The 16479-nt window shown below is 67.6% G+C and carries 15 protein-coding genes; 7 read left to right on the top strand and 8 right to left on the bottom strand.

Translation table 11 applies throughout. The features are described from left to right. Positions 1-121: 121 nt before the first annotated feature. Positions 122-871, top strand: a complete 750-nt coding sequence (locus HNP48_RS16875) for a Crp/Fnr family transcriptional regulator (RefSeq protein ID WP_184859055.1) — start codon at positions 122-124, stop codon at positions 869-871. Here the strand turns inward: HNP48_RS16875 and HNP48_RS16870 are convergent. Next, positions 868-2559: a methyl-accepting chemotaxis protein gene (locus tag HNP48_RS16870; protein ID WP_184859053.1), complete on the bottom strand. Its 1692-nt coding sequence runs from the start codon at positions 2557-2559 to the stop codon at positions 868-870. The genes HNP48_RS16875 and HNP48_RS16870 overlap by 4 nt on opposite strands. A gap of 392 nt (positions 2560-2951) precedes the next feature. Here HNP48_RS16870 and HNP48_RS16865 point away from each other — a divergent pair, with 392 nt between their 5' ends. The 5 genes from HNP48_RS16865 to HNP48_RS16845 all read left to right on the top strand — a co-directional run bounded on the left by HNP48_RS16865 (position 2952) and on the right by HNP48_RS16845 (position 9116). After that, positions 2952-3851 (top strand): DUF4394 domain-containing protein, encoded by a 900-nt coding sequence (locus HNP48_RS16865; protein WP_184859051.1) that lies wholly within the window; start codon positions 2952-2954, stop codon positions 3849-3851. Between the two features lie 71 nt (positions 3852-3922). Continuing rightward, entirely contained in the window at positions 3923-4489 is a 567-nt protein-coding gene (locus tag HNP48_RS16860; RefSeq protein WP_260420273.1) for a methylamine utilization protein, read from the top strand. Further along, positions 4486-6837, top strand: coding sequence for a bifunctional diguanylate cyclase/phosphodiesterase (locus HNP48_RS16855; protein ID WP_184859047.1), 2352 nt, complete (start codon positions 4486-4488; stop codon positions 6835-6837). Before HNP48_RS16860 ends, HNP48_RS16855 begins: the two co-directional genes overlap by 4 nt. A gap of 465 nt (positions 6838-7302) precedes the next feature. Next, positions 7303-8031: a pseudouridine synthase gene (locus tag HNP48_RS16850; protein WP_221480251.1), complete on the top strand. Its 729-nt coding sequence runs from the start codon at positions 7303-7305 to the stop codon at positions 8029-8031. Between the two features lie 149 nt (positions 8032-8180). Further along, positions 8181-9116 carry an exopolyphosphatase gene (locus HNP48_RS16845; RefSeq protein ID WP_184859045.1) on the top strand — a complete coding sequence of 312 codons (936 nt, stop codon included), beginning with the start codon at positions 8181-8183 and terminating at the stop codon, positions 9114-9116. 8 nt (positions 9117-9124) lie between these two features. Here the strand turns inward: HNP48_RS16845 and aqpZ are convergent, their stop codons facing one another. Further along, positions 9125-9820: an aquaporin Z gene (aqpZ, locus tag HNP48_RS16840; protein WP_184859043.1), complete on the bottom strand. Its 696-nt coding sequence runs from the start codon at positions 9818-9820 to the stop codon at positions 9125-9127. Positions 9821-10104: 284 nt separating this feature from the next. Between aqpZ and htpG the strand changes: the two genes are divergently transcribed. Then, positions 10105-12081 carry a molecular chaperone HtpG gene (gene htpG / locus HNP48_RS16835; protein WP_184859041.1) on the top strand — a complete coding sequence of 659 codons (1977 nt, stop codon included), beginning with the start codon at positions 10105-10107 and terminating at the stop codon, positions 12079-12081. Between the two features lie 194 nt (positions 12082-12275). Here the strand turns inward: htpG and HNP48_RS16830 are convergent, their stop codons facing one another. The 6 genes from HNP48_RS16830 to HNP48_RS16805 all read right to left on the bottom strand — a co-directional run bounded on the left by HNP48_RS16830 (position 12276) and on the right by HNP48_RS16805 (position 16327). After that, positions 12276-12581, bottom strand: coding sequence for a hypothetical protein (locus HNP48_RS16830; protein WP_184859039.1), 306 nt, complete (start codon positions 12579-12581; stop codon positions 12276-12278). A 137-nt stretch (positions 12582-12718) separates the two neighbouring features. Beyond that, positions 12719-13744 carry a serine/threonine protein kinase gene (locus HNP48_RS16825; RefSeq protein ID WP_184859037.1) on the bottom strand — a complete coding sequence of 342 codons (1026 nt, stop codon included), beginning with the start codon at positions 13742-13744 and terminating at the stop codon, positions 12719-12721. Positions 13745-13779: 35 nt separating this feature from the next. Next, the gene (locus tag HNP48_RS16820; RefSeq protein ID WP_184859034.1) at positions 13780-14865 is read right to left on the bottom strand and encodes a DUF2855 family protein; all 1086 of its coding nucleotides are present in this window, start codon (positions 14863-14865) and stop codon (positions 13780-13782) included. A gap of 125 nt (positions 14866-14990) precedes the next feature. Further along, positions 14991-15371 carry a DUF1304 domain-containing protein gene (locus tag HNP48_RS16815; protein ID WP_184859032.1) on the bottom strand — a complete coding sequence of 127 codons (381 nt, stop codon included), beginning with the start codon at positions 15369-15371 and terminating at the stop codon, positions 14991-14993. Positions 15372-15374: 3 nt separating this feature from the next. Continuing rightward, positions 15375-15791 (bottom strand): organic hydroperoxide resistance protein, encoded by a 417-nt coding sequence (locus HNP48_RS16810; protein ID WP_184859030.1) that lies wholly within the window; start codon positions 15789-15791, stop codon positions 15375-15377. Positions 15792-15859: 68 nt separating this feature from the next. After that, complete coding sequence (locus HNP48_RS16805; protein WP_184859028.1) at positions 15860-16327, bottom strand: MarR family winged helix-turn-helix transcriptional regulator; 468 nt, start codon at positions 16325-16327, stop codon at positions 15860-15862. Between the last annotated feature and the right edge of the window lie 152 nt (positions 16328-16479).

The following is a 16479-nucleotide window of genomic DNA, read 5'->3' as shown; positions in this document are numbered from 1 at the left end:
CTTGGAATGGGGGCCCGGGTCCCCTCGGAAGGCCATCATCCGCAGCCGATTGGTGAAAATCTATCGTTGCGGCGACAATTCGCATCGTGGTATTCCCTCACGCATTCCGCCACCGAGCCCCATGAACCAGGACCTGTCACTGCACCAGCGCCGGCGCCTGCCCACAGAGGCCGAACTGGCCAACATCCCCTGGCTGACGCAGCTGCAGCCGGCCGAGCGCGAACGTGCCGAGGCGGCGCTGCTGGTGGGCGACGCGGCTCCGGGCGACTATGTGTGCCGCGTGGGCCGGCCCGTGACCTACTGGTTCGGCGTGGTGGAGGGGCTGCTCAAGATGAGCAGCGACAACGCGCAGGGCCAGACCATGACCTATACCGGCGTGCCGCCCGGCGGCTGGTTCGGCGAGGGCACGGCCATGAAGCGCGAGCCCTACCGCTACAACATCCAGGCGCTGCGCAAGAGCATCGTGGCGGGCCTGCCGATCGACACCTTCCACTGGCTGCTGGACCACTCCATCGGCTTCAACCGCTTCGTGATGAACCAGCTCAACGAGCGCCTGGGCCAGTTCATCGCGGCACGCGAGATCGACCGCCTGAACAATCCCGACGTGCGCGTGGCGCGCAGCCTGGCCTCCCTCTTCAACCCGGTGCTCTACCCCGGGGTGGGCGAGGTGCTGCGCATCACGCAGCAGGAGCTGGCCTACCTGGTGGGGCTGTCGCGCCAGCGCGTGAACGAGGCGCTGGCGGCGCTGGAGGTGCAAGGGGCCATCCGCGTCGAATACGGAGGCCTGCGCGTGCTCGACCTCGCGGCGCTGCAGTCCAGCATCTTCCAGCGGCTGGCGGACCCGCGCGCCGCTGCTTCCGGCGCGTCCTAGCCGCGCGGCAGGGCGGGGAGACCGGGCTTGCGCTGGCCCACCGCCGGGACGGGCGCGGGAACGGCTGCCACGGCCTCGGGCGCGCCCTGCCATTCGCGGTCATCGGCGCGGTCGCGGCGCAGGCGGAAGGTGTGCACCATCTGGGTCAGGCGGCCGGCCTGCTCTTTGAGGCTGTCGGCCGCGGCAGCGCCTTCCTCCACCAGGGCGGCGTTCTGCTGTGTCATCTCTTCGAGCGCGCCCACGGACTGGCTGACCTCGCCGATGCGCTGGCTCTGCTCCTGCGTCGCTGCGGTGATCTCGCCCATGATGTCGGACACGCGGCGCACGGACATCACCAACTCCTCGATGGTCTTGCCCGCATGGTTCACCAGGGTGCTGCCCTCCTGCACATGCTCGACGCTGGCGCCGATCAGGGTCTTGATCTCCCGCGCCGCCTGGGCGGCGCGGCCGGCCAGGTTGCGCACCTCGCTGGCCACCACGGCGAAGCCGCGGCCCTGCTCCCCGGCCCGGGCAGCTTCCACGGCGGCGTTGAGGGCCAGGATGTTGGTCTGGAAGGCGATGCCGTCGATCACGCTGGTGATGTCGGCAATCTTGCGCGAGCTGCCGCTGATGGTGTCCATGGTGCGCACCACCTGCGAGACCACTTCGCCACCGCGCGTGGCCGCCTCCGATGCCGAGGAGGCCAACTGGTTGGCCTGGCGTGCGGCATCGGCGCTCTGCGACACGGTGCCCGTCAGGTCGGCCAGGGCATTGGCGGCACCCTGCAGGTTGTGCGAGGTCTGCTCGGTGCGCTGGCTCAGGTCGAGGTTGCCCGAGGCCACTTCAGAACTGGCCACGAGGATGGATTCCGCCGTGCCGCCGATATCGCCCACCAGGCTGCGCAGGCGGTCCTGCATGGCGGCGATGGCTTCGAGCAGGCGGCCGGTCTCGTCGTGGATGCGCACTTCCACCTGCGAGGTCAGGTCGCCGCGCGCAATGCGCTCGGCCACCACGACCGCGCGGCCGATGGGGGCCGTGATGCTGCTGGTGATGCGCCAGGCGATCAACGCCCCCAGGCCGATGGCCAGCAGCACCAGCAGGCCGCCGGTCCAGCGCGCGCGGCTCTGCGTGACCTCGGCCGAGGCCGTGGCCTCGCTGTTCAAGGTGTTCTGCAGTTCGATCAATTGGGCCAGCTTGCCGCGCCAGGCGGCTTCCAGCGGGGCCACCTTGGTCATCAGGTTCAGCGTGGCGCTCACGGTGTCGCCGTCATCGGCGGCCTTCATCGCGGCATCCAGTTCCGGGCGCGTCTTGCGGCCCAGCTCCTGGGCCTCGGCCAGCAGCTTGCGCTCCGCCTCGCTCGTGCCATCGGCCTTGAGCAGGTCGGCCAGGCTGGCTTCCTGGCGGGCATAGCCCTGCAGGGATTTCTCGGCGTTCTTGATCTGGTCGCGGGCCTGCTTGGGGTCGATCTCGTTGAGCATGGCGGCCGAGCGGCTCTGGATGCCGATGGCGCTCACGCTGTCGAGCATCTCGTTGACCAGCCGGGTCTTGGTGGCGCCCGCGCCGGTGACCTGCTGCAGGTGCTCATGCAGCTTGCCGACCGAGAACTGGCCCACGGCGGCCACGGCGATCAGCAGCACCAGCAGGCAGCCGAAACCCAGGCCCAGGCGGCTGGAGATCGACAGAGATTTGAGGGACGAGGCGGCCGGCATGGGGGTCCTTGGCTGTTGAATTCGATAGGGTGGCACGAAGCAATAACGGTGCCCAGGCAGGCGCAGGGCCGGCAACGCTGGTGGCGCAGGAGGGCATACACAGTGTAGGGATAAATGTCACAAAATGTTATGACGCTTCAGGATGGCCCCATGCAGCGCCAGCATAGGGCTTGTTACAAATGGGCGTTTCTTCCGCAAACGGACGACGGGCGCATTCGCGGCAACGGATGCCGGCCTGCCGGCAGGCATGGAGCTGTCCGTTGTTACACATATCCATTGGCATGGGCGCTATCTTTTTTGATGATGGCCAGGGGAATGCATGGTCACTGTAATACGCCACGCCCAGGGTCTATCGGGTATAAACCCGTTACAGTTTCTGCAAAGGATCTTCCATGAGCCGCTTCCACACCTCTCTTCATCTGCGTGGTGTCCTGGGCACTCTGGTGCTGATGGGTTTGGCCGCTTGTACCGGCGGCCCGATGCCCGATGCATCCGAGCGCCGTGAACGCCTTGTGGCGGTGACGGCAGACCACGAACTCATCGTGTTCGATGCGCGCCGGCCCGACACCATCCTCGAGCGCCGGCGCGTGACGGGACTGGCCTCCGGCGAGCGCTTGATCGGCGTGGATTTCCGCGTGGCCAAGGGCGTGCTGTATGCCCTGTCGCAGGCCGGGCGCCTGTACACACTGGACATCTCCAGCGGGGCCTTGACGGCGGTGGGCGCCGCCCCGGCCGCGGTGCCGCTCACCGGGGCGTCCTTCGGTTTCGATTTCAACCCGGCGGCGGACCGCATCCGCGTGGTGTCCTCTTCCGGGCTCAACCTGCGGCTGCATCCCGACACCGGGGCCCTGGTCGACGGCGACCCTGCCCAGCCGGGTGTGCAGCCCGACCCCGCGCTGCACTATGTGGCCGGTGACGTCAACGTCGGCAGCGTGCCTGACGTGGTGGCTGCGGGCTACACCTACAACCCGCAGGACAGCAAGATCACCACCAACTACGCCATCGACCGTGCCCGCGGCGCACTGGTGATGCAGGGCTCGCGCGAAGGCGCCACGCCCGTGGTCTCACCCAATACCGGCCAGCTGCGTACCGTCGGCCCCCTGGGCCTGGGGCCGCTCTCCGATGCCTCCTTCGACATCTCCGATGTGGGCAATGTGGCCCTGCTGGCCGCGCGCACGACGGGCGATCCGCGCTCGCGCCTGTACAAGGTGGACCTGGCGACCGGCCGTGCCACCTCGCTGGGCGTGATCGGCACCGGGGCGGCACTCGCGGGCATGGCCATAGAACCATGAGCGCGCAACCCGTCCTGGCGCGGCAACGCTCGCGGGTGCACGGGCGTGTGCTGGCGGGCTGTGTGGCGGCCATGGCGGGCCTGGTGCAGGCCGCCTCGGTGCAGGTGGACCTGAGCGACGCGGCGGGCAAGCCCCTGGCCGATGCCGTGGTGTTCCTCGAATCGGCAGAGGCCAGGCGCCTGGTCAAGCCCCAGCCCGGTGTGGAGATGGCACAGGAGAAGCGCCAGTTCGTGCCGGTGGCGATGGTGATCCCGGTGGGCACGGAGGTGCTGTTCCCCAACCGCGACACGGTGCGGCACCATGTCTATTCCTTTTCACCCACCAAGAAATTCGAACTCAAGCTGTATACGGGAACACCGAGCAAGCCCGTCCTCTTCGACCAGGCCGGTGTGGTGGTGCTGGGCTGCAACATCCATGACCAGATGGCCGGCTGGATCCTCGTGGTGGACACACCCTACTACGCCAGCTCGCCCGCCACCGGCAAGGCGCAGATCGACAATGTGCCCCCTGGCACCTACAAGCTGCGCACCTGGCACCACCGGCTGCCGGTGGGCGCGCCGGCCCTGGAGCAGGCACTGACCGTGCCGGCCACGGGCATGGCCAGTGCCTCGGTGCGCATGGCGGGGCTGCAACCTTGAACCTGTCCGTGCTGCGGCGCAGCCTCATCCTGAGGCTGGTGGGCATCTCGCTGCTGCTGCTGCTCATCGTGCAGGCGGCCGGGTTTGCGGTGGTGCGGGCCTCCATCGAGCGCAATGCACGCAGCCAGATCGCGCGCGCCCTCGATACCGACGAGAACGTCTGGCGGCGCCTGCTGGACCAGAATGCGGAGAAGCTGCGCCAGGGCTCAGCCCTGCTGGCGGCCGACTACGGCTTTCGCTCGGCCATCAATTCGGATGACGAGGAAACCATCCAGTCGGTGCTGGAAAACCATGGCAATCGCATCGGTGCGGCCGTGACAGCGCTGCTGGGCACCAACCTGGAGCTGCGCGCGGCCAGCCTGTCGGACGATATGCTGGACTTTCCCGCAACGCTGCGCCAGGTCGTGCCGCCGCTGGCCGCCCAGCCGCAGGGCAGCCAGGTGGCGATGATGGCCGGCGTGCCCTACCAGTTCGTGATGGTGCCCATGCGGGCGCCGGTGGTCATCGGCTGGGTGCTGATGGGTTTCCCCATCGGCCAGCCCCTGGCCGAGGAAATGCGGCGCCTGCTGTCGGTGCAGGTGGCCGTGGTGGTCCAGGCGGCGGATGGCAGTGTGTCGGTGCCCGTGACCACGTTGTCGGCCCCGGCGTTGGCCAGCCTGCACCGCCAGGGCCTGCCGCTGGTGGAACTGAAGACCGGCGAAGGGACGCTGCTGGCGCGCGAGGCCCCCCTGGGCAACGCGGGCAACGAGGTGAAGACCCTGCTGCTGCGTTCGGTGGACGAGGTGGTCGCGCCGTACCAGCAGCTGCAGGTGCTGCTGGCCATCATCACCGTCGCGGGCGTGCTGCTGTTTGCGGTCGGCACCGGGCTGGTGGCCCAGCGCCTGACGACGCCCCTGCGTTCCCTGCTGGCCGCCACACAGCGCCTGTCGCGGGGTGAATACGGGGTGCCGCTGGGTCACACCGATCGCAAGGACGAGATCGGCAACCTGGCTCGCTCCTTCGATCGCATGCGTTTGGACATTGGCAGCCAGCAGGCCGAGATCCGCCGCCTGGCCTACTGGGACCGGCTCACCGGCCTGCCCAACCGGGAGCGCTTTCGCGAGGCCGTGGTGCATGCCATCGACGCCCAGGTGGGCGACGCTCTGCGGCCCCTGACGGTGCTCACGCTGGATCTGGACCGTTTCAAACACGTGAACGATGTGCTGGGCTATGCTTTCGGCGACCGCCTGCTGCAGGCCGTGGCCGAGCGCCTGCAAAAGCAGGTGCCGGGCGATAGCGACATGGTGGCAAGGCTCGGTGGCAACGAATTCGCCATGCTGCTGCTGCGCACCGATGCCAAGGGGGCCCATGCGGTGGCCCAGCGCATCACCCAGTCGTTCGAGGAGCCTCTGGCTTTCGAGGACCAGACCGTGGACCTGAGCGCCGGCATGGGGTTTGCCTGCTGGCCCGCGGATGCGGAGGACGCCGACACGCTGCTCAGCCGCTCCGAGATCGCCATGTACGCCGCCAAGCGCAAGCTCAGCGGTGCCTTGCGCTACGACGAATCCCTGGATTCGGCCAGCGCCCTGACGCTGTCGCTGCTGACGGAACTGCGCCGTGCCGTGGAGCACGACGAGCTGCGCCTGTACCTGCAGCCCAAGGTGCCGCTGCACGGGCAGGGCGGGCTGGCGGCCGAGGCCCTGGTGCGCTGGCAGCACCCCCGGCGCGGCCTGGTGCCGCCCATGGAGTTCATCCCGTTTGCCGAGCAGACGGGCTTTGTGCGCCAGCTCACGCTGTGGATGTTCGAGGAGACGGCGCGCCTGCTGGCCGACCCGCGCACGGCAGCCATGCCGCTGCGCATCTCGGTCAACCTGTCCACGCGCGATCTGCTGGACCCCGAACTCCACACCCGGCTGGGCGCCATCCTGGCGCGCCACGGCGTTCAGGCCAGCGCCTTCTGCCTGGAGATCACGGAGAGCGCCATCATGGATGACCCCCTGCGCGCCGAAGCCATGCTCAACCGCCTGTCCGAGCAGGGCTTCAAGCTCTCCATCGACGACTTCGGCACCGGGTACTCGTCGCTGGCCTATCTCAAGCGCCTGCCGGTGGACGAACTCAAGATCGACAAATCCTTCGTGATGGGCATGGAGTCGGGCGAGGACGACGCGATGATCGTGCGCTCCACCATCGACCTGGCACACAACCTCGGGCTCACGGTGGTGGCCGAGGGGGTGGAGAATCTGGCCATCCTGGACCGGCTGCGCGCCCTGTCCTGCGACGAGGCCCAGGGCTACCACATCAGCCGCCCGCTGGGTGCCGAGGACTTTCTGGTCTGGCAGGCGCGCCAGCTCACCGCCTCCAGCGCCTAGAGACCACAGGCACCCGTTCCAGGGGCCGGACGCTGCCGTCTGGCGCCTTCTTGGCCCCGGTATGGCACCAACCCCTGCGAAGGGGGGAAAATACGGGCAATGCCTTCTTCCCGTACCCCTGCCACCCCGCCCGCCGAGCCCGAGAGCCCGCCCCGGCGCGCCGTGCTGCGCCGCCCGGCCGCGCCAGCGGCGCCAGCCGCCCCCTCCACCGCCACGCAACGCGCCCTGGCTGCTTTGCAGGGCAGGGCCGAACCGGCCCCCCGCCCTCCAGCGCGGCCCGCCAGGCCGCCCGCGCGCGGCAACGTCTGGCGGGCCGATGCCGCGCCGCCAGCGGCCCCGCGCGGCGCCGTGCAGGCCGCAGCTGGCCGGCCAGCAGGCCCGGGGGCTGCCTCTGCGCCCGCGCGCCCACCCGTGCCGGTCAAGCCCGCCGCTGCGGCCGATGGCAGTGCGCGCCTGAACAAGCGCATGGCCGAACTCGGCCTGTGCTCGCGGCGCGAGGCCGATGACTGGATTGCCCAGGGCTGGGTCAAGGTCAACGGCGCAGTGGCGGCCATGGGCCTGCAGGTGCTGCCCACCGACCGCATCGAGGTCGACAAGCGCGCCCAGGGCCGCCAGGAGCAGCAGGTCACCATCCTGCTGCACAAGCCGGTCGGCTACGTGAGCGGGCAGGCCGAAGACGGCCACACCCCGGCCGTGGCGCTGATCAACCCGCGCACCCATTGGCGCGACGATCCGGGCCGCATGCGCTTCTCGCCGCCGCAGCTGCGCGGCCTGGCGCCTGCCGGGCGGCTGGACATCGACTCGGTGGGGCTGCTGGTGCTCACCCAGGATGGGCGCGTGGCGCGTCAACTGATCGGCGAGGACTCCACGGTGGACAAGGAGTACCTGGTGCGCGTGCAGTATGGCGAGGTGGCCACCGACGTGCAGGCCGTGTTTCCGTCCGCACAGCTGGCGCGCCTGTGCCATGGGCTGGAGCTCGATGGCCAGCCGCTCAAGCGCGCCAAGGTCGAGTGGCAGAACCCTGAGCAGCTGCGCTTCGTGCTCACTGAAGGCAAGAAGCGCCAGATCCGCCGCATGTGCGAACTGGTCGGTCTCAAGGTGGTGGGGCTCAAGCGCATCCGCATCGGGCGCGTGACCCTGGGCAACCTGCCGGTAGGGCAGTGGCGCTACCTGCTGCCGCATGAAAAATTCTGAACCTGGCCGGTGGGCAGGGTGCCTGGACGGCGACCGTTTGGCACCAAGCCGACACCATCTGTGCCTTTATTTGCAACCGCGTGCCGACATCGGCCCGCGCATTGCTACCATCGTGGCATACGCACTCGAATGTAACAAGGAGAAACACTGTGAGTGACAACAAATACCGCCTCGTGACCCGCAGTGACTTTGACGGCCTGGTGTGCGCTGTGCTGCTCAATGAGCTGGACCTGATCGACGAAATCACCTTCGTGCACCCCAAGGACATGCAGGACGGCAAGGTGCCGATCACCGCGCGTGACATCACCACCAACCTGCCCTATGTGCCCGGTGCGCACCTGGTGTTCGACCACCACGAGTCGGAAACCATCCGCAATTCGGGGCGCCGCGACAGCAACCACATCATCGAGGCGCATGCGCCTTCGGCGGCGCGCGTGGTCTACAACCACTACGGCGGCAAGGCGGCCTTTCCGCGCATCACCGACGAGATGATGGCGGCCGTGGACCAGGCCGATTCGGCCCAGTACTCGCGCGAGGACATCCTGAACCCCGAGGGCTGGGTGCTGCTCAACTACCTCATGGACTCGCGCACCGGCCTGGGCCGTTTCCGCGAATTCCGCATCAGCAACTATGCGCTGATGATGGACCTCATCAAGTACTGCCGCGACCACAGCATCGAGGAGATCCTGGCACTGCCCGACGTGCAGGAGCGCGTGGCGCTCTACCGTGAGCATGCGCCCAAGGCCAAGGAGCAGCTGCAGCGCTGCGCCATCAAGATCAGCAACCTGGTGGTGCTGGACCTGCGCGACGAGGAGACCATCTGGGCGACCAACCGCTTCATGATCTACGCGCTGTTCCCCACGGCCAACATCTCGATCCACATGATGTGGGGGCTGCAGAAGCAGAACACGGTGCTGGCCACGGGCAAGTCCATCCTGGACCGCAGCAGCCAGACCCATGTGGGCAACCTCATGCTGGAGTTCGGCGGTGGTGGCCATGCCGCAGCGGGCACCTGCCAGGTGGCCAACGACAAGGCCGACACCATCCTGCAGGCGCTGATCCAGCGCATCACGCTGGACCGCTGAGCTCTGGCTCAGTCTTCTCCGAACAGCACCCGGTACAGCGCGGCACCCAGCAGCGCGCCCGCCATGGGGGCGGCCCAGAAGACCCACAGTTCCGACAGCGCGTGCGCTGGGCCGAACAGGGCCGGGCCGGTGCTGCGCGCCGGGTTGACCGAGGTGTTGGTCACCGGGATCGAGACCAGGTGGATCAGCGCCAGGCACAGGCCGATCGCGAGCCCGCCTGCGCCCTCGGCTGCACGGCGCGAGGTGGCGCCCAGGATCACGATGAGGAAGATGGCCGTGAGCACCACTTCGGTCACCAGTGCGGCCACCAGCCCATAGCCCCCCGGGGAATGTTCTCCATAGCCATTGGTGGCAAAGCCGCCGATGTCGGCTCCTGGCTTGCCGGTCGCGACCAGGTACAGCAGGCCTGCCGCGACCGTGGCGCCCAGCACCTGGGCCGCGACATAGCCCGGCAGTTCCGAGGCCTTGAACCGCCCTCCGATCACCAGGCCGAGCGACACCGCCGGGTTGAAGTGCCCGCCCGAGATGGGCCCGAGCGCGTAGGCCGCGGTCAGCACCGCGAGGCCGAAGGCCAGCGAGACGCCCAGGAAGCCGATGCCCAGTTGTGGAAACGCCGCGGCCAGCACGGCACTGCCGCAGCCGCCGAAGACGAGCCAGAAAGTGCCGAGAAACTCGGCCGACCATTTTTGAAGAGAAGTGGGCATGGGGAAACGCGTCCAAAGGCTTGGCTGGCAGCACCCGCCGCAGCACGAAGCGCATCTTATTGCGCCCAAATGGCCGTTACCAGCGCCAACGACCCTCCAATTGTCAACAATGCGCGGTAAGCTCGCCCCGGTGCTGCCGTTGGCCGGCCGGTGTCTGCATGACCGGGGCCTTGAAATCGACAACGGTGCCCCGAAATGAACACGCGCGAATGACCTTCTCACGCCAGGTTCCGGCGTGCGGAAAGACCTTCCCCGAGACCGTACGAAAGCAACTCCAAGACACCATGAGCAACAAACAAACCCTGTCGTTCCAGGCCGAAGTGGCCCAGCTCCTGCACCTGGTCACCCACTCGCTGTACTCCAACCAGGAAATCTTCCTGCGCGAGCTGATCTCCAATGCATCGGACGCCTGCGACAAGCTGCGCTTCGAAGCCCTGAACAACAATGCCCTGTACGAAGATGCGCCCAACCTCGAAGTGCGCGTGTCCTTCGACCAGGCCGCCAAGACGCTGACCATCACCGACAACGGCATCGGCATGACGGCGCAAGAGGCCATCGAGCACCTGGGCACCATCGCCAAGAGCGGCACCAAGGACTTCATGGGCAAGCTCTCGGGCGACCAGAAGGCCGATGCCCAGCTCATCGGCCAGTTCGGGGTGGGCTTCTACTCCGGCTTCATCGTGGCCGACAAGATCACCGTGGAATCGCGCCGCGCCGGTGTGGCGCCCGAAGAGGGCGTGCGCTGGACCAGTGGCGGCACGGGCGACTTCGAGGTCGAGGCCATCACGCGCGCCGCGCGCGGCACCAGCATCATCCTGCACCTGCGCGAAGAGGCCGAGGAGTACCTCAACGCCTGGAAGCTCAAGTCCGTCATCGCCAAGTACTCGGACCACATCAGCCTGCCCATCCTGATGGAAAAGGAAGAGTGGAAAGACGGCGAACTGATCAACCCTTCGGATGAGAACGGCGGCCGCCAGCCCGGCGGCATGGTCAAGACCGGTGAGTGGGAAACCATCAACAAGGCCAGCGCCCTGTGGACCCGCCCCAAGAAGGACATCACCGAAGAGCAGTACCAGGAGTTCTACAAGGCCATCAGCCACGACCACGAGGCACCGCTGACCTGGGCGCACAACCGCGTGGAAGGCAACACCGAGTACACGCAGTTGCTGTACATCCCCGCCAAGGCCCCGTTCGACCTGTGGAACCGCGACAAGAAAGCCGGCGTGAAGCTCTACGTCAAGCGCGTCTTCATCATGGACGATGCCGAGGCGCTGATGCCCACCTACCTGCGCTTCGTCAAGGGTGTGATCGACTCTGCCGACCTGCCGCTCAACGTGAGCCGCGAGCTGCTGCAGGAAAGCCGCGATGTGCGCTCCATCCGCGAGGGCTCGACCAAGCGCGTGCTGTCCATGCTCGAAGACCTGGCCAAGCACGACAAGCATGAAGCCACCGCTGGCGACGACGGCGTGACCGACGTGGTCGATGCCGACGACAAGGCCAAGGAAGGCAAGTACACGGCCTTCTACAGCGAGTTCGGCTCGGTCCTCAAGGAAGGCCTGGGCGAGGACTTCGGCAACCGCGAGCGCCTGGCCAAGCTGCTGCGCTTTCCCAGCACCAGCAGCGACACGGTGTCGGTCAGCTTTGCCGACTACAAGGCGCGCATGAAGGAAGGCCAGGAGGCCATCTACTACATCACGGCCGACACCCTGGCCGCCGCCAAGAACAGCCCGCAGCTCGAAGTCTTCAAGAAGAAGGGCATCGAGGTGCTGCTCATGACCGACCGCGTGGACGAGTGGGCGCTGAACTACCTGCACGACTTCGACGGCACGCCGCTGCAAAGCGTGGCCAAGGGTGCCGTGGACCTGGGCAAGCTGCAGGACGAGGCCGAGAAGAAGGCTGCCGAAGAGGCCGCCGAGGCCTTCAAGCCCCTGCTCGCCAAGCTCAAGGAAGCCTTGAAGGACAAGGCAGAGGACGTGCGTGTGACCACGCGCCTGGTCGATTCACCGGCTTGCCTGGTGGTGCAGGACGATGGCATGAGCACCCAACTGGCCCGCATGCTCAAGCAGGCCGGCCAGCAGGCGCCCGAGTCCAAGCCCGTGCTGGAGGTGAATGCCGAGCACGCCCTGGTCAAGAAACTCGAAGGCAGTGTGCACTTCCACGACCTGGCGCACATCCTGTTCGACCAGGCGCTGCTGGCCGAAGGCGGCCTGCCGGCCGACCCAGCGGCCTACGTCAAGCGCGTGAACGCCTTGTTGGCCTGACGGATATCCAGGGGCATCCTCTGTTCGCGGCGATGCGCGCGGAGGCCTTTGCTCTGCGGGTGCCTCGGTTTTTGAACGCAGCCTGGAGCCATTGACGCGGGCGCGGCTTCAAGCCAGTGCCCCCGCGCAAGGGCCGCCCCGCCGCGCTGGGGGCGTCCCCCTTCCAGGGGGAAGGCGCGAAGCGCCTCAGGGGGTTACTCTTCCTTTGCCTTGGCCATGATGCGCGCGTGCACGGCATCGCGCTGCGTGGGGTCTGCTTCAATCAGCAGCTTGAGCAGGCCATCGGGCATTTCCGTGTACTGGCGCCGGTCGTTCTTGACCGGCACGTTGCGCCAGCCCGACAACACCATCCAGCTCCACAGGTCGCGCGAGATGGGCTCGGTGACGTTCATCTTCACGTCACCGCGGATGATGGCTGTGCCCACGGCGGGAACGCTGCCCACGGGCGCGGGGCGGCGCTGCTGGCGGATATTGAGCAGGTTCCTGAAAACGTCTTTCATGGTGAGGGCCGGGGTGCGGTAGCGGATATGCCGACAAGCATATACGAGTCAAATCCCCATCCCAAGTGCTTGATGGTTACAAAGCCGGCCCGCCGCGCCCATGGGCAGGCCTGCGTGGCCCCGCAGTGCAAGCCGGGTCAGGCGTTCAAAGGCTCCTCCAGCATGGCCTCGCACTGCTCGATCAGCATGTCCACCTGGCCGCGCCAGTAGTCGCTGCTGCCGAACCAGGGGAAGTTGACGGGAAAGATCGGGTCTTCCCAGCGCCGGGCCAGCCAGGCGCTGTAGTGGATGAGGCGCAGGGTGCGCAGCGGCTCGATCAGGGCCAGCTCGCGCCGGTCGAAGCTGCGGAACTGCTCATAGCCCTCGACCAGGGCGCTCAGCTGCTGGGTGCGCTGGCGCCGGTCGCCGGACAGCAGCATCCACAGGTCCTGCACGGCCGGGCCCATGCGGGCGTCGTCCAGGTCCACGAAGTGCGGGCCGCCACCGGGCAGGTCGGTGGGCGTCCAGAGGATGTTGCCCGGGTGGCAGTCGCCATGCAGGCGGATGGAGCGGGCCTGGGCGAGGCCGCTGGCGGCGACCAGCGCGAGCGCCTTGTCGCACTGCTCCTGCCAGGCCGATTGCATGTCCAGCGGGATCATGTCGTGGCCCAGCAGCCAGTCGCGCGATGCCGTGCCAAAGCCCTGCAGGTCCAGTACCGGACGGTGTGCGAAGGGCCGGGCCGCACCCACGGTGTGGATGCGCGCGAGGAAGCGGCCGATCCATTCGAGCACGTCGAAGTCATCGAGCTCGGGCCCGCGTCCGCCGCGCCAAGGGCTCACGGAGAAGGAAAAGCCCTCGTGTGCGTGCAGGGTGCTGCCGTTCAGTGCCATGGGGCCCACGGCAGGCACCTCGGCCGCCATCAGCTCGGCGGCAAAGGCGTGCTCTTCGAGGATCTGGGCCTCGGCCCAGCGGCCGGGGCGGTAGAACTTGGCGACCACGCGCTGGCCGTCTTCCAGCGAAACCTGGTAGACGCGGTTCTCATAGGACGACAGGGCCAGGAGCCGGCCGTCGCCGTACAGGCCCACGCTGGCCAGCGCGTCGAGCACCTGGTCCGGAGTCAGGTGCGCATAGGGGTGCTGAGCGGGTGGGCTGTCGGCGGTGTCGTTCGGGGGCAGTCGGTTCATGCCCCGATTGTCCGCTGTGCAGGGACTCGACCGGATCAGAGCCCGCCCATGTGCCCGGTGCGTGGGTCACCCCCGCCCCCCAGCACGGCGGCAAACAGCGCCTCGACCGCCTCGGGGCCCTGGTGCTGTTGTACCTGCAGCCAGGGCGTGGGCGGCGCCTGCACCGCCGCGGCAAAGGCCTGCCACGCAGCGACCAGTCGTTCGTTGAGCACCTGGGCGCCCCAGTCGTCGCGGCGCTTCTTGACCTGGGCGGGGGCGAAAAACATGGTCGGGCGCGGCCCGGGCAACTGGCCGGCACCGCCCAGGTCGTTCACGTGGCTGGCACCCACGGCGCAGCTGTAGGCCAGGGCGGAAAACCGCTGGTGGATGGCCGCACGCAGGGCCACGCTGCCGGCGAAGTCGATATAGACGCAGGGCGTGGCCGCGTCGATGGACTCCAGTTGGTCGTAGGCGACCACCCGGTCATAGCAACCCAGGCTTTCGCAGAAGGCCACGTTGGCTGCCGAGGTCAGGCCGATCACTTCCAGGCCCTCGCGCTGCGCCAGCTGGAAGGCTGTGCCATAGGCGGTCTTGCTCGATGCGCTGGACAGCAGCAGGCGCCGCGTGCCGAAGAACTGCTGGTCGGCCATGAAATCGTCGATCAGCCACGACGTGACGAACAGCGGGCGCAGCAGGGCCTGCACGTCCTCGGTGTCCGGCGTGTAGAACGGGTCGGTGCCGGTGCGCACGTACTGGTTGTACACGGCGTGCAGCTTGGCGCGGTGCGCCGCGCCGTCGTAAAAGCCTGTCTCGGTGAGCCGGGCCGGGGTGAGCACGGCATGGGTGGACATGGGCCAGTAGCCATAGAGCCGCTCGCCCACGGCCACGCCGGGGTGCAGGGACTGCACCACCGTGCCGAAGCCCCACACGGGCACGATGCCCCAGCCCGTCTCATCCGAAGGGAAGAACTGCCAGTACTCCAGCATGCCGCCCATGGCGGCGTAAGTGATGTTGTTGGCCGTGAGCGCGAAGCGCTCCACGCGCACGCGCACCTGGCCATCGGCCAGAGGAACATCCTGCGTGGTGCGCAGGGCCGTGTGGGCCAGGGCGTCCTGGCGTACGAGGAGGGTGGTGGTGCTCATGGCCGCACGCTAAACGAATCCGCAAGGGGGCTCAAGCGGGCGGGAGCACCTGCGCGACACCCAGGCGGCAAAAAAGCCCACCGGCATGCGCCAGTGGGCTTTCTTGTGAACCGCTTGCAGGCAGCTCAGGCGTTGCGGGCCGAGGGCTTGTCCAGCGCCAGCACCAGGGCCAGCGCGATGATGGCAGGCAGGGCCTGGGTGTAGAAGATCTTGGGCACGGCCGTGGCGGCGCCGAAGACGCCGGCCACGATCACGCAGGCCAGGAAGAAGATCTTGAACAGCCGGTTGCTGGTGAACAGGCCCCAGAACAGGCCGGCCGACAGGAACCCGTTGTACAGGCCCTGGTTGGCAGCCAGCGTGACCGTGGCATCGGCCAGTTCCTGGGTCAGGTTGAAGGTCTTCAGGCCCAGGGGCTTGTTCCAGAAGAACATCTCCAGCACCAGGATGTAGGCATGCTCGATGGCCACCAGGGCCACCGCGATGCGGGGGAGCAGCAGCCGGCCCATGGATTACGCCAGGGTGATCTTGACGTCGATGTTGCCGCGCGTGGCGTTGGAGTAGGGGCAGACCTGGTGGGCTGCGTCCACCAGCTTCTGGGCCGTGGCGGTGTCCAGGCCGGGCAGGCTGACCTTCAGGCGGGCGGCGATGCCGTAGGCGTTCGGGATGGGGCCCAGGTCGACTTCGGCGTCGATGGACACGTCCTGTGGCACAGGGATGCCGATCTTGCCGCCGACGGCCTTCATGGCGCCGATGAAGCAGGCTGCGTAGCCCGAGGCGAACAGCTGCTCGGGGTTGGTGCCGGTGCCCGAGGTACCGGGCGAGGACAGCTTGACTTCCAGGCGGCCGTCGTCGGTCTTGGCGGCGCCATCACGGCCACCGGTCACGTGGGACTTGGCGGTGTAGAGGACTTTTTCGAGTTGCGTCATGGTGTCTTCCTTTGCAGTGGGTCAATGAATGTCCGGAGGTGGACGGGGGAACGGAACAAAAAATGGGGTCAGCGCGGCGGCTGGATCCGGTCGCGGAAGGTCTTGAGCTGCCCGGTCAGCGCGGTCAGCTCGGGCACGGTGCACTGGCTGGCTTCGAGCACGCAGGGTGGAATGGCCTCGGCCTTGTCGCGCAGTGCACGGCCCGGGGCCGTGAGGCTGATGCGCACGCGGCGCTCGTCCTGCGCATCGCGGATGCGGGCGATCAGGCCCGAACTTTCCAGGCGCTTGAGCAGCGGGGTCAGCGTGCCCGAATCGAGGAACAGGCGCTCACCGAGTTCGGAGACGGTCACGCCGTCCTGCTCCCAGAGCACCAGCATCACCAGGTACTGGGGGTAGGTCAGGCCCACGGTCTCCAGCAGCGGCTTGTACAGCTTGGTCATGGCCAGCGAGGCGGAGTACAGCGCGAAGCACACCTGGTTGTCCAGGCGCAGCTGGACTGGGCTCGGGGTGTGGGTGGTGGGGTTGCTGCGTGCCATGGGGTGAATTGTGCGGCACATTTAAATTGCGTGCAATTCAATTGTGTAATCTTTTGTTGCGGTGGTGGTTTCTCAGGGGGCTGCAGCCGGCACGGGCCGAAGGTGCTATTCACGCACGGCGCGCGTGCGGGTGCAAGCGCCCGTTGGCAACG

It is taken from the genome of Acidovorax soli, assembly GCF_014207955.1.
GTDB lineage: Bacteria > Pseudomonadota > Gammaproteobacteria > Burkholderiales > Burkholderiaceae_C > Acidovorax > Acidovorax soli_A.
This window is presented reverse-complemented; position numbering and strand designations above follow the sequence as displayed.